This window comes from Peribacillus sp. CSMR9 (assembly GCF_033141925.1).
In the GTDB taxonomy this organism is placed as follows: Bacteria; Bacillota; Bacilli; order Bacillales; family DSM-1321; genus Peribacillus; species Peribacillus simplex_A.
The window spans coordinates 1-19,587 of record NZ_JAOPHO010000029.1; the positions used below are offsets into that span (position 1 = coordinate 1).

The following is a 19,587-nucleotide window of genomic DNA, read 5'->3' on the forward strand; positions in this document are numbered from 1 at the left end:
TCTCGTTTTCTTAGTATGGGCTATAGGTACCTGCTTTATCCAAGATTACCGAAGGAGATCATTTAAACGTTTTTCTGTTTCTGTTTTTTTGTGTAGGAAATTATTAATTTTTATTGTTTTCATGCAAGCATTGCCACATAGAATGGATAACCTTCAATTCTAAGAGGAAACCGCTCGAAAAGGAGCGGTTTTTTTATGTTGTGTGCCCAGCAAGCCGTTAATTGTTAGTTGGTGAAAGTCCAACCGAGGTAAGAGCCAAGTCGCCTCGTAGCTGACAGGCAACTGGTGGAGAAATCCTAAGGTTGAAGCCCTGTGACCAATTTGGACACTGACTACATTTTAGTTCCTCAAGCAATTAGGCCCAGAACCAGCAACCAAACGATAAACCATAATTTTACCAACAAGTTGATTGAGTCCTTCTGGACTCATTAATACACCGGTTGAAGATTCTAGACAGCAACATAGCTGAGTTAAGGAAGTATTCGCTACCTTTTGGCTTAACCATACACACAAAGCACCATCCTTTCCATCATATTACAGAAAGGATAGCGCTTTTTTCGTTTAGGAGGTAATATTTTACCTTAGCTTGATGGGCATGGGGTTCCACCAGCAAAACGCAGATTTACAATGCATATGTCATTTCTTTAAAGTACTTTTTGCAATGACTTTTCTATCCTTAACCGGGGTACGGCAAGAATTCGTTACTTTTGGAGCCACAGAGGTAAAAATGTCATAGATGTCTTATAAGTCATTTATGAGATCGGCATAAAAGCTCCTGTAAATCCATCAGTTAACGATAAAGAAAAAGTGACGTAGAACTTCATTAATAGCTCAAATCACTATTGTCTTTAGTGAATGGCTTAAAAAAGAAATAATTCTTGCCTCCCCCCTTATAGATAAATACGATGGTTTATATTGGAAAAAGATAAGAATGGTATGTATCATGAAAAGAGATTGAGTGATTTATATATTATTGAAAAGGGGAATGAAAGTTGATGAATGTATTAATGATAAACATTCCAGCTGAGGGCCATGTTAATCCGACTCTTGGTGTAGTAAAAGCTTTAATTGATCGTGGAGATTCTGTTCATTACGTAACCACTGAAGAATTTAAAGAGAGAATTGAAGGTTTGGGTGCTAATGTATACCTTCATCCTAATCATTTAAAGGGATTAACACCTCAAAAAGTCACTAGTATCCATGAATTTATGCAAATCCAATTAAAACTTTCCTATGATATTTTGGCTGTTGTTCAAGAATTAGCTGATTCCATCCCATTTGATTATGTGTATCATGATACATTTGGTGCGGGACTACTGGTCAAAGACTATTTAAACATTCCTTCTATCTCTTCATCATCTTCCTTCGCTATTCCTCAGGAGCAATTCCTGAAAATGCTAGAAAGTAGCAAAGGTCTTCCTCTAAATCCATCGCCGGAAATGGAGAAAGAAAATTCGACTATAACGGAACGGATCCAGGAACGTTTCGGTGTGAAGGTAAAGCACCACTTCCAATTTATGATGAATACTTCTGATTTGAATATTGTCTATACAAGCAGAGAGTTTCAACCAGGTGGAGAATATATGGATGATTCATATGTATTTATCGGTCCTTCCATCACGAAACGGGTGCAAACACATGATTTTCCGTTAGAGGAACTGAAAGACCAGAAAGTACTGTATATTTCAATGGGTACCATATTGCAAGGATTTGAATCTTTCTTTCAAACCTGTGTAGAGGCTTTTAGAAACTTTGAGGGGAAAGTCATATTTTCAGTGGGCATGGCTACTGATTTAGCCAAGCTGCAGCCTTTGCCGGAAAACTTCATTGTACGTAGATATTTACCGCAGCTTGAAGTTTTAAAGCATACGGACGTCTTCATTACCCATGGAGGAATGAATAGTACGAGCGAGGCTCTCTATTATGAAGTGCCCCTTGTCGTCATCCCCCAGACCTCAGATCAGCCTATGATCGCTAATCGATTAGAGGAACTTCAAGCCGGGTTTAGAATTGATCCACATGAAGTAAGCATAGAAAAGCTACAAGAATCCGTTCAAGAGGTATTGTCCAATCCTGCTTATCGGGAAAATGCTAAGAAGTTGAGCAATAGCTTTAAAAAAGCAGGTGGAGCAAAAGAAGCTCTAACGGCTATAGATGAGTACTTAAAAAAGGTAAGTTCGGGTATCTTCTAAGGCATATAAGGGGTACGGTCAGAAAAATGATCGATTGACATCTGTATCACTCCTAGAAGAGATTATCGAAGTAACAGGTCAATTGAATCATCAAAAGGATCTTCGTTGAAGATCCTTTTTCACTGTGATTTATAAAATGAAATTCTAAATATCTAATTATAATAGGTGAAAAAGACGATCAATAGTTTGGGTACGGAAATGATTCGAATTTACACTCCTCCTCAATACATATTATGGATAAAATAGTAAAATATGGGTTGATGGTATATCTCATGTTGTATTAATCTACATTAACTAAGGTTACATAATATGCTTTCATACCTTTAAATAATTTTGTTATAGAAGGGATGGAGATTTAAATGGCTCAAATTGTTGATATTGATAGATACCTTTGTACTGGGGGTTTAATCTATCTATATGAGAGAGGGCCTTTTCCCTAAGCCTTGTCAGGAGGTAAGGAACAGTAAGAAATCACCTATACAATATTAATAGAGGAGGAGGAATGCCTTATGAAAATACGTAAGCAAATTACATTTGCAAGTCTGGCCCTTTTACTAGCTGGAAGTTCCCTGCTATACACATCGCCAACCTCAATTGCAAAAGTAAAGCCCACTCAAAATGTATCTAGTCCGTTACAAACAAGCACTCAACGAGGTCATAATTCCGTCAAGCAAGCAATGCGGGACACATTGCAACTTGGATTCCCAGGGATACTTGCTAAAACTTCCGAGGGTGGAAAAACGTGGGGTTATGCCGCTGGGGTAGCGAATCTGAGCACCAAGAAACCAATGAAAACAGATTTTCGTTTTCGCATTGGCAGCGTGACGAAGACGTTCACCGCAACGGTTGTACTTCAATTAGCTGGAGAGAACCGCTTGAGTCTAGACGACTCCATCGAAAAATGGTTGCCTGGTGTCATTCAAGGAAACGGATATAATGATAAACAGATTACCATCCGGCAGATATTGAACCATACAAGTGGTATCGCTGAATACTCAAGGTCAAAAGACGCTGATTTTATGGATACAAAAAAATCGTATACGGCTGAAGAACTAGTGAAGATGGGGATTTCACTGCCCCCAGACTTTGACCCAGGAAAGGGCTGGTCCTATTCAAACACAGGATACGTATTACTGGGTATTCTTATTGAAAAAGTAACCGGAAACAGCTACGCGGAAGAGATTGAAAATCGGATTATTGAACCGCTTGAATTGTCGGATACATTCCTACCTGGTAATTCAAGCGTTATTCCAGGCACCAAGCACGCCCGTGGATATTCCCAACCAGACGAAGCAAGTGAGATAAAAGACGTTACCTATTATAACCCAAGTGCAGCTAGCTCGGCTGGAGATATGATTTCTACTGCTGACGACTTAAATAAATTCTTCTCCTCCTTGCTCAATGGCAAATTACTAAAGGAACAGCAACTAAAACAAATGCTTACTACAGTTTCTACAGGAAGAGATGGAATCGATGGATATGGTCTTGGAATCTATGAAACCAAGCTTCCAAACGGTGTCTCGATATGGGGACACACAGGTGGCATTCTAGGGTTTTCTACTATTGCTGGAGGTACACTTGGAGGCAAGCATACGTTGGTCGTCAGTTTGAACAGTTTGGGTAGAGATAACAGTCCTAATCCTTTTAAAAATATTTTACTTGCTGAATTTAGCAAGTAGGCAAAAAGGAAAAATTTTGTCGTAGTTTTATAGTTAAAAATATACTTTTCTGGTTCAAAAGCCCCGACTTACTTTTAAAAATAAATTTAGGGCTTTTTGGAATCCAGGTGGCAACCCATGCTATTAAGCTAATAAAACAAAATCCTCCTTAAAATGAAAAAATACGCTATTCTTTCTGTAAAACCATAGGAAAGGATGGCGTTTTTACTCATTATGATGTTGGCAAATTGAACTTAACTTTAAAACATGGAAATCATTTTTTCGTATTAAGCAATGTAATTCTGTAAAACTGGAAAGATTAGAGTGTCATCTATATGGACAATTAATTAGCATCCTTCTTTGTTCCCCCAATATGCTTCAAATGCGCCAATTACTCCTCATCAAGAAGAAACGAAAATTGAGTGAATATAAGGCTGTTTATATCATTAAAGATTATTTTCCACTTTTTTATCAAGCATTAAATAACGAATATTAATAGACTGACAACCTCTAAATATCATAAACATAGATTTCACTTCCTTTTATTTATTATCTTCATATCAAGCCACAATACTAATACCTTTACTTTTTTTCTTCGTGTTGTTTTTTCGCCCGCGGCAAGGTACTTACACTGATCTCTGTCATTTATTCAACTTGTCTATAAGATTTCGTTTTTAATAAATCAAGAGAATGTGCGATCTGCTTTTTATATTTCTTGTTCGCCCTTCTTTAAAATCCGGATTTAATTTTGGAATCGCTTTTCTTCTTGTGTGTTCTACTATCGTATCTCTTTCAAATTCGGCAAATGAACTCATAATATTAAACATCAATTTTTTTCTATTGGTGTATTTTCCACTACTATCATATTGAGTATATGAACCTTAACCCCTTTTTAGAGAAAACAATCTAATTGTTTGAATAACATTTTTACCGAACGTGCAAAGCGATCAAATTTTGTTACAACAAGTGTATCTCCAGTTTCTAGTACAGAAAGTAGTTCTCTAAATTTTGGACGATCAAATTTTGTCCCCGTAAACTTTTCGGAGTAAATTACTTCGCAACCTTTTTTCAACATTTGAATTTCAGATTCCGAATCTTGGTTTAAGGTACTCACTCTGGCATATCCATATTACGCACAGTAATCTTTCTGGCATTAATCAACCGCTGTTTGGCCTGATTGATCGCATTATGAATTTTTACGTCATTCGCAAAACAGATCACCTAATCGTAGGAGTAAAGCTGATGGTCCCGTCGTCCACCGGAAAGCATATCATCAAACATCTTAATCTTGTAATCATAGCGCTTACGATCTTTCTTATTCAATTCCAGTACAACCCAAGTGGTAGACGTTCCCATCAGTTCCTTTAAAAAGAAAACAGCATCTGGTATTCGGTCTCGATTATCATTGTAGGCCTTCAATTTACTTTGATTATCTCCTTCTCCTAACATAGAAAAGCGAATTTCCCTCTCTGTTCGATATAAAGTCAACGGCCTGCTTTTCCGATTGTAGTTCATGTATCAAGTCGGTAATAAGAAGATCATGCTGCATGGTGTAGATCGTTGCCTTATTTGGAACGGTCACATTGACATTCGTTAATTTCCTTGCCTTAATCGTTCCAAGATAACCCCCTACTTTATGTGCAATGCGTTCATGCTTGACAAATTTTTGGCCGTCACCATACCATTCCTCAAAATGAACGATAAAATACTCCAAATCTTCTCTTTCAACGAAGTGTACTTTAGCATTACCAAAAATATCATCCACTTCTAGAAATATAGTCAAGCTGTACTCAAATTGAACAAAAAAACTAATAATTAGAGTTGGATCATGAATTATTGATGCACCTCTCACAGATTTGTACTTGCGTGTCTTTGCATACGAAGCATTTTGCAAAAATATGTTGACATGAACCTTGTCTCTGTTTTAAATTATAGCTAATACAAAAAAAGTTTCCTTAAAGAAACTTTTTGAGAGGTGGTCAAGTAATGTCTGAAGAAAACAAGGTCTCCCGCAGAGATATATTAAAGATGGGGACTGCAGGAGCGTTTGGGGTAGCTGGAACGTATTACTTCAATAAAATGGCACAATTTCCAACTGTAGCTAAGGCAGCAAATGATTCGTCTCACAAAACTAGCCACCATTCCAATCATTCAAACATGATTGATAAAACAAAAACCACAGGTTATAAAATGGCAGAACGGCTCCTTACTGAGTTTGATTATGGAAAAGTTACCAAGCTGCCAAACGGGCAAACACTCCGGGAATACGAGGTCGTGGCCATTGATAAAGAAATTGAAATTGCCAAAGGTATTAAATTTCCTGGCTGGACTTATAACGGGACTATTCCAGGACCAACTTTTCGTTGTACCGAAGGGGACCTTTTGCGGTTTCACTTTATTAATAAGGGCAGCCATCCCCACTCTATTCATTTTCACGGAATCCATCCTCCAGAGATGGACGGTTTAACTTCCATTTTTCCTGGACAAAAATTCACATACGAATTTGAAGCGAAACCATACGGATTACAAATTTACCATTGCCATGTACTCCCCCTAGCCCGCCATATCCATAAAGGTCTATACGGTAATTTTATTATTGATCCAAAGAAGCCAAGAGAGCCGGCATTCGAGTTAAACATGGTTATGAATGGATTTGATTTGGATTTAGATGGCGAAAACGAATTTTACACAGTGAATGGCTATGCCTTCGCATTTATGAATCACCCTATTAAAATTAAAAAAGACCAACTCGTTCGGATCTATCTAAGTAATTTAACAGAATTTGACTTATTAAATTCGTTTCACTTGCATGCGAATTATTTTACGTACTATCCAACCGGTAGAAACGATAACCCCTCCCAGTTTACAGATACCATCATGCAATGTCAGGGAGAGCGTGGAATAATTGAGGTTCGTTTTCCTTACGCGGGAACATATATGTTTCATGCCCATGTTAGTGAATTTGCTGAGTTAGGCTGGATGGGACTTTTTGAGGTCGAGTAAAGAAGGGGAGATATTAGTATGAAGGGGAAAGGAATAATTACTGGTTTAATACCGTTAATAATACTAATAGGTGTGCTGGGATTGGTGCTAAAGAATGGAGCAGGTGTAGAAAAAGATCCTGCAGCACCAATAGAAGTGTTGAACATTGAACGCATCAAGGTAACTAATACCGGTTTCGAATTATCTGTTAGTAATACGGGACCCACATCATTAACGATTTCCCAAGTTATGGTCAATGATTCGGTGTGGAATTACAGTGTCTCCCCTCAAGCTACACTTGAACGATTTGAGGAAGGAAAGGTAAACATCGCTTACCCATGGGTGGAAGGTGATCCACATACCATTAAATTAATCACAGAAAATGGAATTATCACGGAAGGTGCACTTGCAGCCACCACGCTTACTCCAGAAACCAACCGAAACAACTTTTTGAACTACGGCTTAATAGGCTTTTATGTTGGAATAGTGCCGATTACATTGGGTCTGTTGTGGTATCCATTTATGAAACGTTTCTCACGAAAGTGGATTAATTCGATTCTTGCCCTTACCGTTGGGCTGCTTTTATTTTTATTTGTTGGGACGCTAGCTGATGGATTTGAGATTGGTGCAGAAGCTCCTTCTGTCTTTCAGGGCAATATGATTGTCATTATTGGAGCTTCCTTAACCTTCTTATTATTAATCGGCTTTGATCAGTATCAACAAAGAAAGCAAGAAAAGAAGGGGTATTCACCTTTTGGTATGGCTTTGTTGATGGCTACTGGAATAGGACTTCATAACTTTGGGGAAGGCTTGGCAATTGGTTCTTCTTTTTCTCTTGGTGAAGCCGCTTTAGGAACCTTTTTAATTATCGGATTTACCCTTCACAACATTACGGAAGGTATTGGAATCGCTGCTCCTTTATTAAAGACCACACCTAGATTGAAAGACTTTTTATTACTGGGAGGTATCGCAGGTGCACCCGCCATTTTAGGTACTTGGGTTGGGGCGTTCATCTTCTCGCCAATTTGGGGAGCTTTGTTCCTGGGTATTGGTGCAGGGGCAATTCTTCAAGTAATTTATGTAATAACGAAAATGCTCATTGACGATCATAGAACACATAGAGAACCATCTGTCTCATGGTTAAACCTTTCTGGATTCACGATTGGACTGTTAATCATGTACTTTACTGCATTTTTCGTTAAATTTTAAGAGAGAACTAAATAAATGAACCTTGGAGTATTGGACCTGAAAAGCTTCCTACTGTCGGGAATAGGTTGTTCTTTAAGTGAACAATCAATTAAAGGATTAGTAGATGTCAAGGAAGAAGACATTGCAGGAGACTTCTATTCTCTTGTTCATGTTTTTTAGGTGATTTCTTGAAATAAGGTCACATGTACGACCATCATTTAAAGAGTGTTCTCTAAAGGTTCAAAAACATGGGGGCGTCATAATTTGCCTACACCACCATTTCCCCCCTAATGAAGAGGCGTAATTCATTTCAGTCCAGCACCCGAGTGGCGGATGGCACGTCACCCTGGCGAAACGATGCCTTTGTGTTACTCTGTAAAGAATTCCAATTTCAGGAGGCTGATTATTAATGTTTTCAAATATCGGAATTCCAGGTTTAATATTAGTACTTGTCATTGCCTTGATTGTTTTTGGACCAAAAAAGCTGCCGGAAATCGGCCGGGCTTTTGGACGTACTTTAACTGAATTCAAAAGTGCGACCAATGGATTAGTATCTGATGAAAAAGATAAAGAGGAAGAGAATAATCCTGAGTTAACGACTGGTGAAAAGAAACTGGATAAATCGTCAGTTTCATAAGGTACTAGGGTAGACGGGGCAACTCGTCTATTTATTTTATTTTAAAAAAACGAGACATCCGCCAAGGAATACAGCGATATACATCTTATCGGTTTCTGATGCAAATATGATTTGTTAGAAACATATAACCTCAACATCTATTTCCACTATGAATTATGAGGTTTTACTCTCTCACTTTAGGCAGACTTCACCATTTGTTGAAGTTGCCCTTTTTTCAGCATATGCATCACCTAGTCCACAGATTAATTGTTTGGCTGTTCGAAATATTTTTAGCCTAACTTAGAACGAACTCGCTAATTAATAAACCGATGATCTTGTTCGACGATATTATTCATCTGGATTTATAAAGTATATTAGAGCTATACTAAAGCCTGTTTTTTTCGGATATCCCCTACTCCCTCCGCCTACTATTGTTTTTACCAGCTTGATTCCTTGAAAAGAATAAGCATTTTGATATTCTTGGAATGAAACATGTTTACCCATCAAAACGTTCTAGTAATTCAATAATCACTTTAAAGGTCGATATTGTATCCATATAGGCATATCGCCCTTTTCCGTTAAAAAAGTTACCTGTCTGTATGACCGGATAACCCATTTCCTCCAACATCTTCATTTTACCTTCCATATCTTTAACGACAAAAGAGATATGGTGAACTCCCTCACCATTTGTTTCAAGATGATCTTTCCATGTGCTAGGTGATTCGCCCGGCTCGATTAATTCAACCTGAATTAACGGGGTATCGATGAACATGTATCTAGATTCTCCTTCAGTGGGCTTCCCTTTGTAAATCACATTTGTAATTTCGGTTGATCCAGAATGAATGATGGGAGGTTTTTCAATACCCAACAACTTACAATATGCATCTGCAGCCGCATCCAGGTCTTTTACAACTAACGCAAGCTGTTCCACTCTGTTAGTCCCTAATAACGGCTGAACTCTTTCATCTTCTGGTCTTTCCCATGCCGTTTTTCTTGGCTCTTCACTTTCAAGCAGCTCAACTAACGTTTTGTGATCATCTAGTGTATCCACATATACATACCGGCCGTCACTTGAAGTGAATTCACCCGTTTGCAAAGCTGGGTATTCACTTTTCTCCATGATTGGCAGTCTCTTTTGGATAGAATCTACATCAAAAGCAATATGGTGGATCCCTTCACCTACTTCATCCAGGAACTCACGCATCGTTCCTGGATTTTTATCTGGTTCTATTAGTTCAATTTGGACGGTTGGTGTATTCAGAAAAGCCAGTTTAGATTTTGATTCCGTTGGTACACCTCTAAAAGTCACTTTCGAAACAGAACTGTCACCAGTTAGAAATGGGTTCTGTCTTCTTAATGCCTAGCAGTCTTGTGAAAGCTAGATTAGCAGCTTCAATATCTTTAACAACAAATGCAAGTTGATTAATGTTCCTATTGCCCAATAGTGATTCTGCCAACCTTATAAACCTTCTTCCACAGTTTATTTTGTTATAAACTCAACCCAGTCCACGAACTGACAAACCACCGTCGCTGGAAATGACTTCACCGGTAATTGCACGCGCTTCGTCCGATGCTAACAGGACATAAGCAGCTACATGATCTTCGGGCATCTGGGCAAGCTGAAGTGGATTTCTTTTCTTTATGCTGCTGGCCTTCGTATCATTATCCACGATTTTAACGAATGGACTTAGAGGAGGAATGACCGATAATGCCGTCAGTGTGCCACCAGGCGCCACAGCGTTTACCCGAATATTCGGAGCGAGTTCAAAAGCAAGTTGGCGCATTAACCCTATTTGAGCATGCTTGCTTGCTGTGTACCAAACCCCGCCGCCATCAGGATAGAAACTAGCACCGGATACAGTAAAAATAATATTGCCATTCGATTTTTGCAGTTCATCAAGAGCGGCTTTTGCACCGAAGAAAGATCCTTTAACGTTAATATCGAACAGAAAGTCATATGCTTCGGAAAGTGCATCGGGAGTTACGTCGGCAAATTTGGCAAACCCATCAAAGACTCCAGCATTAGCAACGAAAACATCCAGCTTTCCGAATTGCCTGACAGTGGCCTGTACAGCCCTCTCATTGTCTTCATATTTGCTTACATCACCTTGATGAACCAGAATCCCTTCACCAAATTCCTCCTTCATTTTCTTCAGCGTTTCTATTGAGCGGCCGATAATGCTAACTTTTGCTCCTTCTTGTATGAAACGTCTAGTGACAGCTTCCCCTATACCAGAGTTCCCTCCGGTAATCAACACTACTTTATCCTTTAACGCCATTGCCATTACAACCAGCCTCCTTGTTATCCTTTTTATGCTAGTAATATTTATACGAAGATAGCAAGATTCCTGGTATTTATCGTTGTTTGGTCAACGATGAATATCCGTTTGGAAAGTTTCCATTTACCCTCTTCGAATATGAATTCATCATTTCGTTCGCCCGAAATCAAATCGTGTTGAATATCCGTGCTACGGCTTCGATAGATAAGAAGATAGCTCTTGACGACTGCCTTTTCACCTTCAACAAAGTCCTTAACGCGCACGTTAGAGACAAAACGGCGTGTTCTTGATGGCGGTATTTCCGCCCATGCATAATCTGTTTTCAAACGATCCACGCGCAGTCTCAGCAGCTCAATATCATCATTAAATGTAAACATTTCCGTTGAATAATCCGGGCGTTCCACCCCTTCTTTATTAATGCGAACAGGCATTTGGTAGCGCAAGCTTGAGTGCATTAGATCGAACCAATCATCAAATTCAATATCATCCAGTAATTGTGCTTCATCATACAGCCACTGTTCAAATTCACATTTAAGCAACATTTTCTCCACATTCATTTCCATTCCCCCTCCCGCTTATCATTTCGTCATCAACTCCAGCCAGTACTTGTAAAAATTCCGTTGGCTCGCTTCTGTGAATTTATCATCGTAAGCAATGCCCGGTCCTATGAAATCAACAGGGTCACGATGAAGACCCATGGTATAATTATAGGTTAAATTCTTTAGGAAAGGCATTGGGCCCTGGGCTGCTTCAGTAATATCCGTAAACACTTCCGTATCATCCTGTTCGAAAATACCGGATGGGCTAAAGGTCAAGATAAACGAATCTCTTGATCTATCTTTCCAATCTTGGGAGGCGTTCTTTTCGACGAGCATCCAAGCGATCACTTCCATTTTATTGTGACCAATTGGCCGCCACATTCTAATTGAAGTGTTGGAGATGAACTGGTCTTTGATTTTTGTATGGGATATTAAAAATGATAAGTTGGGGAAAACGTTCCCAATCATATTCTTTAAGTTTGATAAAACTTCATATTGTTCTTCAGACAAATTACTTTTAAATTCATCTTTCAATTCTTCCGGGAAGGCGAAGTCAGGGTTAGGTGTCCCTAAGTTCAGCCCATGGCCGTTATCCATATGGATTTGAAAACCACGCTTTGAATAGGTGGCATTGGGTACCATGCCAAGTTTTGCAATGGATCCGTGTGTGACCATCGTGTGATAGGAATCACCAACAAAGTTATCGGAACCCACTTTCCAGTTGGAATTAACAACGAATCTTTGCGGGACCCCGATAACTTCCATTTCTGCGCGTCCTACGAGTATATCCAAATACCATTTAATATCTCCAAGAAACTCTTCAAGCGGCTCAGCGTCTTCATTCCAAGTTCCAAATAAAAGTCCTTTATAAGAATCAAGCTTCACTTTGTGAAGGCCCATTTCTGAGCGGTCAAGTGTGCTCCCATATATGTCCTTTTGAAGTGGTACCCCCACTAGCTCACCAGTGTTTTTAAAGTTAAATCCATGATAGGGACACGTAAATAAAGACTTGTTTCCTTTATCAGCACGGCATAGTTTCATTCCGCGATGTGTGCACATATTATAAAACGCCCTGATTTCCCCTTCACCGTCACGGGTTATGATGAGCGAATATCCAGCCAGTTCACGGGTCAAGAAATCTCCTTTGTTGGGTACTTCAGATTCATGGCCGACAAAAACCCATGTTTTCAAAAACACTTTTTCATGTTCTATATCATAAACCTTTTGATCTCCAAGGAGGTATGCAGGTATAACGCCTTCCTCTGGTTTAACCGTTTCGTTCAAATAGTTAACAACTTGCTGTTTCGACATTTCTTCCAGGGACTTATCAGTTTTAAGCATACTTTTCTCTCCCTTCCATAAATTTGACCTCATAATTCATTATCCGATTTGAACGCTCTTTTCCTTGTTTTGCAGAGTAGCCAAAACACTTAATGCGGCTAAGTAACTCGTTTTCGGATTATTTGGCATCGGATCATTTTCCACTTCGAGTTTGAGTTTCCCGAACGAACCTGACGCTTCTATTAGATGGATGTTTTTCAGTACACTTGGATCGGCAATGATTTTCACTTTTGTCTTTTCAGATCCCAGACCAGCCAAAGCCAGCACAATCGCAACATTAATGTTTCTCGGAAACTGCTTGATCGCTTCTGCAGCCGACCCATCAAATAAAACCGTTTCTTCTTCCATTGAAGAACCTGCAGGTAATGCGTTTGGCGGTTTTCTCGTGGTGATGCAAACAGATTCAAGACCATTCACCGCTTTTGCCGATTTAAGTACATCAAGACCTCCAATCGCACCAGACGGAAGGAAAATATTCACGTTATTATTTTTGCAAATCAGGTTTGATTGTTCTTCAAAGGCAGCATTGGCCATCACGCCTATGCTGCTTAGTAAGAGATTTTTCCCGCTTTTAAGCACTTTAAATGCGTACTCTTCAGCAGCTTCAATCGTTGCAGCCTCTATGACTAAATCTACATCGGATTTAAGTAGTTCATCAACATCATTAAATGGCTGTGTCCTGAATTCTTCAGCTAGTTGAGCTGCGATTTCTTCACGGCGGGCATAAATCGAGACGATTTTCCCACCTGGAAGAAGCCCATCGTTATTTATTGCCTGAAGCAGAAATTTCCCGATATTGCCGCATCCGATTAAGCCTAACCTCATGTAGATTCATCCTTCCTCAATTAGCAAACCCGTATGAGTCCGCAAAGAATTCCAGCCCACAATGTCTTGTTTCCCGGGAAACACCACTTTCTTTTAATCCAGGGAAGTCGAGAGCCAAGTCACTGAAAACGGTATGATTATTATGGAAAACCGCACCAGCTTCGAGTCGATCTGCCATATCAATAGCTATCTCTTCATTCTCGGTCCAAACAGATGCACGCAAGCCAAACTCACTATCATTCGCTAATTTCACAGCCTCCTCAATATCATTGAAAGGTAGGATGGGAATGACAGGTCCGAATTGTTCCACCCGAACCACTTCGCTCTGCTGATTGACATCAGTAATAATAGAAGGAAGCATATAATAACCTTTATCCCAAGCTTCAGGATTATGTTGAATGCCAGTGGTGATTATGTTTGCTCCAGACTTAGCTGTACGTTCGATCAAGCCATTCACAAAGTCATACTGTGCTTTATTATTCAATGGACCCATCGTTACGTCAGGCTGAATGCCATCACCAACTACCATCCGGCTAAATTCTTTGGTCAGCTTTTCAACAACCTCATCAAAACGTGATTCTTGGACGTACACTCGTTTAACAGCAGAACACACCTGGCCTGCAGCTCGTAAAATCCCCATCCTCAAACGTTTGATTGCCGCTTCATCCATAGTGGCGTCTTCCAAAATAATGGCAGGGTCGTTGCCGCCGAGTTCCATATATACTTTTTGTAGATTTCCAGCTGATTTCTGCATGATATTTTTTCCGGTTTCAGTACTACCGACAAACGCCACTGTCCGGACGCGGGAATCGGAACAAAGTGTATCGCCGATTGCTTTTCCTGATCCTGAGACTATATTGATGACTCCTGGTGGAAAATGTTCAGCAACTACTTTTAAATAGGTCATTATCGTTAACGGGCAATTCGTTGCAGGTTTCACTACAACGGCATTGCCTGCCAAGACAGCAGGTATGACCCTTTTGAACGTTAATATCATTGGAGAATTCCACGGAGTTATAATTGCCGTGACGCCTCTTGCCCTTCTTCGGATTTGGACTTTTTGATTTCCTTGAAGCACTTCAGGTTTCCACCAATCAAGTAACTCTGTAGCGCAGCCCTTCATGACTTCAACACATCGTAGTAAATCCTTTTTAGCTTCAACTAGTGTTTTGCCATTTTCACGTACGAACACTGTAACATTTTCCTCGATTACTTTTGAAAGTTCTTCTGCCGCCGAGTTCATCCGGTTAGCCCGATCCCTGACATCAGAACGAGACCAACTTTCAAAAGCATATTCTGCCGCTTCAATCGCTTCATTCACGATATCCCCAGAGCATATTGCCACCTGGCCAACTACTTCCGATCTGTTTGCCGGATTTATCACATCCACTTTTTCCGGCATTTCTATCCATTCTCCATTAACAAGGTATTTTCCTGAAACAAATGGATATGTCGAAATCATCCTCAATCCCCCCTACAGTTTTTTGGGCTTAAATGCTTCCGCAGCTCCTGGCGGTCCCCCAAATGGCTTTGCCATTGGTCCCACAGCTTCCATATCAACAACGATCATGGAGGGCTTACGTCTTTCTTTTGCCTTTTTCAATTCGGATATGAATTCATCTCCAGAACCAATCCGTACAGCATCGAAATGCATGGACTCAGCCAGTTTCACAAAATCGGGACTCAATAAATCCACGGCAACCTGCCGGCCATATGCGGCTGTTTGAATATTGCGCAGAACCCCATAACCTGAGTCATCAAACAATACGATGATAACTGGTAAGTTTTCTTCGGCGGCCGTAACCATTTCCCCGACATTCACCATAAAGCCTCCGTCTCCAGCCATAAGAACGACAGTTTTATCTTGACACCCTATTTGGGCACCGATTGCTGTTGGAAGACCTTGACCAATTCCACCCCCAGATGCATGAATGGAGGTTCTCGGTTCATAGATTTCAAATAAACGGCTGCCCCATACGTTTGCCTGCACAGTTACATCTCGAACTAAAATGGTATCGTCAGGTAATATCTCCCTCATGCCATCTAAAAATTCCGCATAAGGTCCAAGCGTTTCCCGGAGTTGAGCGCGCACTTCATTTCTAAGCGAAAGAACTTCTTGTAAGTAAGAAGGTTCCGCATTCACTGAGTTTTCTTCGAGCTTTTGAATGATACCAGCTAGCATATCTTTTGCATCGCCAACCAAACCTAGTGTGGCTTTGTAGTTGCGGTTAATTGCCTGCCAATCTGCATCTATCGCTATATGTTCTTCTGGAACCGGTACTTTCCAGTTGGATGTTTCGTTTCCCCTAAACCTTACACCTACGCTAATCAATAAATCCGCATTTCTCAAAAACTCTTTTGTAGTTTCATAGGCCGCAAAATGTCCTATGCATTGTTCATGATTTTCTGGGATCGAACCTTTTCCTGACTGACTGGTTATCACTGCTGCACCAAGGATTTCCGCCAATTTTTGCAGTTCGTGCGAAGCATTGGCACTTATGACCCCACCCCCGGCCCATATCACAGGACGGCGTGCACCAACCATTTTTTTCACGGCTTGTTCGGGAATAAATGGCTTTGAATTTGTTTCAAACGCCGAAACTCGTAGCTCCTCGAGTGAAAGATCTTCTATGATTGCCGATTGAAAGTCAATGGGAATTTCCAATGTGACCGGTCCAGTTGGTGCCGTTAAGGCTTCTTGGATCACCTTCCTTACAACCGCTGCTGATTGGGCAGGGTTTCTAAGCCTCACTGCATTTTTACAAGCACCTCTCATCATTGAAAGCTGGTCTTTACACTCATGTATGTATCCTTTGCCTGTACCAAGATAAGAAGAAGCGACCTCACCGGTAAGATGAAGAAGGGGGACACCAGCTGCCCAAGCTTCCACTAGTGAACCAGCAGCATTTCCTGCCCCTGTTCCGGTACTGGTAATCACCACACCCAATTTCCCAGTGGCGCGGGCATAGCCATCAGCCATATTGACGGCACCGCTTTCTCCGCGTGAACAAATGAGTTTAATGCTACCTTCTCTAAGAATTGCATCATAGATTGGCATATTGTGAATACTGACAATCCCGAAAGCAACTGCCACTCCTGCTTGAACCAGCTCCTTTACGATGGAATCGGCGGTCGTAAACTCTATTTCTTCTTGTATTTTCATCGCGTTTGCCTACCTTTTTTAATGATATATTTAAAGTGCCTTTCCGATCGCTCCTGCCGTCTCAATTGTCGAACCCGCTACATAACTTGCTTTGTCTGAAGCAAGGAAAACAATGACACTGGCCACTTCTTCCGCTTCCCCTACGCGGCCGAGAGGGATATTCCGTTTTTTCGCAAGTTCCCCGTAATATTCTTCCGGATCCATATCCGGCGCATTTTTCAATCTTCTTCGCTCCCATTGATCGGTCCGGATCAATCCAAGACTCACTGAATTAACCAATATATTGTCAAAGGCCAATTCCTGGGACAAGGTTTTGCTTAAATTAAGGAGACCAGCCCTTGCTGCTGCAGTCGCTACCATATGACGTTCAGGTTCTTTAGCAAGCGTTGCGTTAATATTAATAATCCGCCCCCCTCCCCTTTTCACTAAATGAGGGTGCGAAGCACGAACGGCATATATGATGGCAAAGAATTTTAATTGAATCTGTTCATCCCACTGCTCATCCGTAATGTCAAAAAAGTGACCCATGACGCTTTGACCGGCTGCATTCACCAATATATCGATCCCGCCAAACCTCTCAGCCGTAACATTAATGAAAGAATCCACATCCGATTTTGAGGTGACATCACAGGTTGATGCAAAGATATCCGCCTTCTCACCAAATGAGAGTAGTTGACTTTGTGCACTTTCCATTCGCTCTGTGCTTCTGCCGCATATAGCCACTTTCGCTCCCTCAGCTAAAAACATTTCTGCTGTTTTTAATCCTACGCCCGACGTGCCTCCCATAATGACAGCCACTTTACCTTGCAATCCTAAATCCATCTCTTCACTCCTTTAAAACCATTTTCCTTAAGCGCAGTCCTTTAAAAAACAAGAAGTTAACGTTCACTGTAACCATAACATCCAGTGCAAGAAGAAATGGAGGAAATGGACGTCCATCTCATTTATCGGCCGTTACTGAATCATCTATAACAGAATTCACCCAGCCCGGATCGGGTTCTCCTCCCATTGCTTTGCGGGCTTCCGGTTTCGGCGGCCCTGCAATCCCCCATTGATCCATTAGATGTGGTACACGTTTCCATACACGTGCTCTCCACTCCGATTCATCTTCAATCGTTTCCAGATAACATGTATACTCCATAACAAAACCGCCTGGGTCTTGGAAATAACAAAAAATATTGTCTCCAGGTCCATGACGTCCAGGTCCCCAAAGTTCTGACAATCCCGCTTTTCGCACATTGCTTATGCCGCGCATCAGTTCATCCACTGAATCGACTTCGTATGCGATATGATTGATTGACGCATGTTCATCTTGATTAAAGGCAATGGAGTGATGCTTCCTGTTGCATCGCAGAAATGACATTTGATGCTCACTCCAATCGGTAACTTTAAAACCAAGTACATCTGTATAAAACTCAACGATCATATCTAAGTTCTTCGTATTCATTACAACATGATTCAGTTTCACTGGATCAACATTTTTCTTGTTCCAAATTGACGTTTGAACTTCAACCCAAGCCGAAAGCTCAATCACGCGGTTTTCCGGATCAATAAACCGTAATCCATAACCAGCACCTGCTTCATCCAAATAGCCAGGTGGTTCAATAATTCTAACGCCCTTCGATTGTAATATCCCCGCTGAACGATCCACTGCATTTTTATCGACCATGCCGAAAGATATATGATGCAAACCACGTTTTTCTCCCCTATGAAGGCTTAAAATATGATGTTCCGGTCCTGCACCCCGAAAATAAACCGTATTCTCCTCTTCCGGAGCATCCACCCTATCCAGTCCCCAAACCTTTTCATAAAACTCTGCTTGATCGTCGAAATTCGGAGTAATCATGCTAATATGCCGTAAATGAGTAATCCCAAGCATCCTTTTTATACCTCCCATAAATTAGATTGCTTTTTAGAAGATTTGCATTGACCACATCTAACAATCTAATCGAAAAGGGCGCCTCATTAATTTCCATAATGCAGGTGCCCTTTTCGGCTAAATGATCAGTCTTTAATGATGGCTTCTCTTTCTTTTGAGCGTTGTTTCCGCAGTTCTTCCAGTTCACTGCCTTCAGGATATGTTGGCAAGTTAGGCTTCACTGCCCCTAGCATTACGAGCATGCGCGCCTCAACATCCCCGTCATTCCTAATTCCCCGATAAACCCCTGGCGGACTGCTGATGCAGTCTCTCGCACTTAGTTTAATTTCATGCACTTCGCTGTAGCTATCCTCTTGAATTAACGCCGTGACTTCACCCTCAAGAATGAAAAACACTTCTTCAACATCATCGTGAAGATGCAAAGGCCCGATACATCCCGGCGGTAGAACCATTGTACTTAGAGTGAAATGTTCACCTGCAATTACATTTGTATCGTTATTTGCAGTGGCACCTCGTCCTATATATCTCATTTGTGCACGTCTATAAGCTGGATCGATTTCTTCTTGGAACTTCAAGACATCCCAATCAAGCGTACGGTCTTTCAATCGGGCAACATATTTTTTTTCAAAATCTTTCACTGAAAAAATTTCTTTTGTCATTTTAAAAATCCTCCCTTATTTGTTGTTTCTAAATTACATTATGTTTCATTGGTAAAACAGTGTTTCATCTATGAATTAATTCTAAAATGAAACCTTTTCATTGTCAATTAATTTTTAGAATATTTGAAACTATTTTTATAATCCAAACAATTTATTCTTTTACGATAACTTGGAACGATTTAACCAAATATTTCTTTTTCTTAACGCAAAAAAGTGCGGACACCCTAGATTTGGGATATCCACACTTTCGAAAGAGATTATCTTTT

At 40.5% G+C, this 19,587-nt stretch carries 19 protein-coding genes and 2 pseudogenes; 7 read left to right on the top strand and 14 right to left on the bottom strand.

What is annotated here, in order from left to right:
* The first annotated feature begins 995 nt into the window (after positions 1–995).
* From N9I19_RS14090 to N9I19_RS14100, 3 genes and pseudogenes are all read left to right on the top strand, one after another.
* A complete protein-coding gene (locus tag N9I19_RS14090; RefSeq protein ID WP_317778166.1) occupies positions 996–2,192 on the top strand; it encodes a macrolide family glycosyltransferase in 1,197 nt (398 codons plus the stop codon).
* A gap of 509 nt (positions 2,193–2,701) precedes the next feature.
* Complete coding sequence (locus N9I19_RS14095) at positions 2,702–3,871, top strand: serine hydrolase domain-containing protein (protein WP_317778140.1); 1,170 nt, start codon at positions 2,702–2,704, stop codon at positions 3,869–3,871.
* Positions 3,872–4,091: 220 nt separating this feature from the next.
* Positions 4,092–4,334 (top strand): annotated as a pseudogene (locus N9I19_RS14100) (transposase); the annotation flags it as partial.
* 98 nt (positions 4,335–4,432) lie between these two features.
* Here N9I19_RS14100 and N9I19_RS14105 read toward each other — a convergent pair.
* From N9I19_RS14105 to N9I19_RS14115, 3 genes and pseudogenes are all read right to left on the bottom strand, one after another.
* Positions 4,433–4,925, bottom strand: a pseudogene (locus N9I19_RS14105) (recombinase family protein).
* 146 nt (positions 4,926–5,071) lie between these two features.
* Positions 5,072–5,269, bottom strand: coding sequence for a hypothetical protein (locus N9I19_RS14110; protein WP_317778141.1), 198 nt, complete (start codon positions 5,267–5,269; stop codon positions 5,072–5,074).
* 10 nt (positions 5,270–5,279) lie between these two features.
* Positions 5,280–5,633, bottom strand: a complete 354-nt coding sequence (locus N9I19_RS14115; protein ID WP_317778142.1) for a hypothetical protein — start codon at positions 5,631–5,633, stop codon at positions 5,280–5,282.
* 203 nt (positions 5,634–5,836) lie between these two features.
* Here N9I19_RS14115 and N9I19_RS14120 point away from each other — a divergent pair, with 203 nt between their 5' ends.
* The 4 genes from N9I19_RS14120 (at position 5,837) to N9I19_RS14135 (ending at position 8,657) form a co-directional block, all read left to right on the top strand.
* Complete coding sequence (locus N9I19_RS14120; RefSeq protein ID WP_317778143.1) at positions 5,837–6,853, top strand: multicopper oxidase domain-containing protein; 1,017 nt, start codon at positions 5,837–5,839, stop codon at positions 6,851–6,853.
* A gap of 18 nt (positions 6,854–6,871) precedes the next feature.
* On the top strand, positions 6,872–8,041 hold the full coding sequence (locus tag N9I19_RS14125) for a ZIP family metal transporter (protein ID WP_284470884.1): 1,170 nt from the start codon (positions 6,872–6,874) through the stop codon (positions 8,039–8,041).
* 15 nt (positions 8,042–8,056) lie between these two features.
* Complete coding sequence (locus N9I19_RS14130) at positions 8,057–8,200, top strand: hypothetical protein (RefSeq protein ID WP_284470885.1); 144 nt, start codon at positions 8,057–8,059, stop codon at positions 8,198–8,200.
* Between the two features lie 229 nt (positions 8,201–8,429).
* Positions 8,430–8,657 carry a twin-arginine translocase TatA/TatE family subunit gene (locus N9I19_RS14135; RefSeq protein WP_089364502.1) on the top strand — a complete coding sequence of 76 codons (228 nt, stop codon included), beginning with the start codon at positions 8,430–8,432 and terminating at the stop codon, positions 8,655–8,657.
* 475 nt (positions 8,658–9,132) lie between these two features.
* Here the strand turns inward: N9I19_RS14135 and N9I19_RS14140 are convergent, their stop codons facing one another.
* The 11 genes from N9I19_RS14140 to N9I19_RS14190 form a co-directional block, all read right to left on the bottom strand.
* Complete coding sequence (locus N9I19_RS14140) at positions 9,133–9,945, bottom strand: VOC family protein (protein WP_317778144.1); 813 nt, start codon at positions 9,943–9,945, stop codon at positions 9,133–9,135.
* Between the two features lie 16 nt (positions 9,946–9,961).
* A complete protein-coding gene (locus N9I19_RS14145; RefSeq protein WP_317778145.1) occupies positions 9,962–10,093 on the bottom strand; it encodes a hypothetical protein in 132 nt (43 codons plus the stop codon).
* A 39-nt stretch (positions 10,094–10,132) separates the two neighbouring features.
* On the bottom strand, positions 10,133–10,921 hold the full coding sequence (locus tag N9I19_RS14150) for an SDR family NAD(P)-dependent oxidoreductase (RefSeq protein WP_284470888.1): 789 nt from the start codon (positions 10,919–10,921) through the stop codon (positions 10,133–10,135).
* 41 nt (positions 10,922–10,962) lie between these two features.
* On the bottom strand, positions 10,963–11,472 hold the full coding sequence (locus N9I19_RS14155; protein WP_089364500.1) for an aromatic-ring-hydroxylating dioxygenase subunit beta: 510 nt from the start codon (positions 11,470–11,472) through the stop codon (positions 10,963–10,965).
* A 21-nt stretch (positions 11,473–11,493) separates the two neighbouring features.
* The gene (locus N9I19_RS14160) at positions 11,494–12,795 is read right to left on the bottom strand and encodes an aromatic ring-hydroxylating oxygenase subunit alpha (protein WP_089364499.1); all 1,302 of its coding nucleotides are present in this window, start codon (positions 12,793–12,795) and stop codon (positions 11,494–11,496) included.
* A 39-nt stretch (positions 12,796–12,834) separates the two neighbouring features.
* Entirely contained in the window at positions 12,835–13,620 is a 786-nt protein-coding gene (gene nadX, locus N9I19_RS14165) for an aspartate dehydrogenase (RefSeq protein WP_089364498.1), read from the bottom strand.
* 16 nt (positions 13,621–13,636) lie between these two features.
* Complete coding sequence (locus tag N9I19_RS14170; protein ID WP_317778146.1) at positions 13,637–15,082, bottom strand: aldehyde dehydrogenase family protein; 1,446 nt, start codon at positions 15,080–15,082, stop codon at positions 13,637–13,639.
* Between the two features lie 12 nt (positions 15,083–15,094).
* Entirely contained in the window at positions 15,095–16,783 is a 1,689-nt protein-coding gene (locus N9I19_RS14175; RefSeq protein ID WP_317778148.1) for a thiamine pyrophosphate-binding protein, read from the bottom strand.
* Between the two features lie 30 nt (positions 16,784–16,813).
* Positions 16,814–17,605 (bottom strand): SDR family oxidoreductase, encoded by a 792-nt coding sequence (locus N9I19_RS14180; RefSeq protein ID WP_317778149.1) that lies wholly within the window; start codon positions 17,603–17,605, stop codon positions 16,814–16,816.
* Positions 17,606–17,723: 118 nt separating this feature from the next.
* Positions 17,724–18,662, bottom strand: coding sequence for a VOC family protein (locus N9I19_RS14185; protein ID WP_317778150.1), 939 nt, complete (start codon positions 18,660–18,662; stop codon positions 17,724–17,726).
* A 125-nt stretch (positions 18,663–18,787) separates the two neighbouring features.
* Positions 18,788–19,321: a cupin domain-containing protein gene (locus N9I19_RS14190; RefSeq protein WP_284470894.1), complete on the bottom strand. Its 534-nt coding sequence runs from the start codon at positions 19,319–19,321 to the stop codon at positions 18,788–18,790.
* Positions 19,322–19,587 lie beyond the last annotated feature (266 nt).

What these genes read in the sequence shown, in the direction of transcription:
- N9I19_RS14090 (WP_317778166.1), top strand. Translation starts at nt 996, where the DNA reads ATGAATGTATTAATGATAAACATTCCAGCTGAGGGCCATGTTAATCCG.
- N9I19_RS14095 (WP_317778140.1), top strand. Translation starts at nt 2,702, where the DNA reads ATGAAAATACGTAAGCAAATTACATTTGCAAGTCTGGCCCTTTTACTA.
- N9I19_RS14120 (WP_317778143.1), top strand. Translation starts at nt 5,837, where the DNA reads ATGTCTGAAGAAAACAAGGTCTCCCGCAGAGATATATTAAAGATGGGG.
- N9I19_RS14125 (WP_284470884.1), top strand. Translation starts at nt 6,872, where the DNA reads ATGAAGGGGAAAGGAATAATTACTGGTTTAATACCGTTAATAATACTA.
- N9I19_RS14130 (WP_284470885.1), top strand. Translation starts at nt 8,057, where the DNA reads ATGAACCTTGGAGTATTGGACCTGAAAAGCTTCCTACTGTCGGGAATA.
- N9I19_RS14135 (WP_089364502.1), top strand. Translation starts at nt 8,430, where the DNA reads ATGTTTTCAAATATCGGAATTCCAGGTTTAATATTAGTACTTGTCATT.
- N9I19_RS14150 (WP_284470888.1), bottom strand. Translation starts at nt 10,921, where the DNA reads ATGGCAATGGCGTTAAAGGATAAAGTAGTGTTGATTACCGGAGGGAAC.
- N9I19_RS14155 (WP_089364500.1), bottom strand. Translation starts at nt 11,472, where the DNA reads ATGAATGTGGAGAAAATGTTGCTTAAATGTGAATTTGAACAGTGGCTG.
- N9I19_RS14160 (WP_089364499.1), bottom strand. Translation starts at nt 12,795, where the DNA reads ATGCTTAAAACTGATAAGTCCCTGGAAGAAATGTCGAAACAGCAAGTT.
- nadX (WP_089364498.1), bottom strand. Translation starts at nt 13,620, where the DNA reads ATGAGGTTAGGCTTAATCGGATGCGGCAATATCGGGAAATTTCTGCTT.
- N9I19_RS14170 (WP_317778146.1), bottom strand. Translation starts at nt 15,082, where the DNA reads ATGATTTCGACATATCCATTTGTTTCAGGAAAATACCTTGTTAATGGA.
- N9I19_RS14175 (WP_317778148.1), bottom strand. Translation starts at nt 16,783, where the DNA reads ATGAAAATACAAGAAGAAATAGAGTTTACGACCGCCGATTCCATCGTA.
- N9I19_RS14180 (WP_317778149.1), bottom strand. Translation starts at nt 17,605, where the DNA reads ATGGATTTAGGATTGCAAGGTAAAGTGGCTGTCATTATGGGAGGCACG.
- N9I19_RS14185 (WP_317778150.1), bottom strand. Translation starts at nt 18,662, where the DNA reads ATGCTTGGGATTACTCATTTACGGCATATTAGCATGATTACTCCGAAT.
- N9I19_RS14190 (WP_284470894.1), bottom strand. Translation starts at nt 19,321, where the DNA reads ATGACAAAAGAAATTTTTTCAGTGAAAGATTTTGAAAAAAAATATGTT.